This window comes from Isoptericola haloaureus (genome assembly GCF_036689775.1).
GTDB lineage: Bacteria > Actinomycetota > Actinomycetes > Actinomycetales > Cellulomonadaceae > Isoptericola > Isoptericola haloaureus.
In genome coordinates this window covers 1-449 of record NZ_JBAGLP010000031.1, presented here as the reverse complement: position 1 = coordinate 449, position 449 = coordinate 1, and the positions used below count along the sequence as shown (strand labels likewise).

Here is a 449-nt window from a genome sequence, read left to right as displayed (position 1 = left end):
CTCGGCGGTGCAGCTCGGCGCCGTGGCGGCCCGGGCCGCGCTGGAGCAGGCGGACGCGTGACGATCGCGGACTTCGCCGGCGACCACGCCGGCGCCCACGCCGCCGGTCACGGGCTCGGGCACCGCCACGGCGGCGAGGGGCACCAGCCCGGGCACGGTCCCGGCAGCGCGGCCTACGACGCCGACAACGCCGACGGCGGCGGCGAGAAGCGGCTCCCGGCGGCCGGGCTGGAGGCGGCGCGGGAGCGGGCGCGGATGGCGCTGCGGGGCGACTCGGTGGTGGTCGGCACGGCACGGCGGCCCTGCGGCGCCGAAACTTCGCCCCGCGCTGCGGCGGCGAGCGCTCGGGACCCGGACCAGGGTAGGACCCGTTGCGTCCCGCTCCGGAGAGGATTCCTCATGTCGATCCGCCGACGCCTCGTCGCCGTGACCGCCGCCTGCCTCGTCGC

Annotated in this window: 1 protein-coding gene; it reads left to right on the top strand. The window is 79.5% G+C overall.

The genetic code is table 11. The features are described 5' to 3' along the window. Positions 1-57: 57 nt before the first annotated feature. A partial coding sequence (locus V5O49_RS00110) for a hypothetical protein (RefSeq protein WP_332900449.1) occupies positions 58-449 on the top strand: 392 nt, incomplete at its 3' end.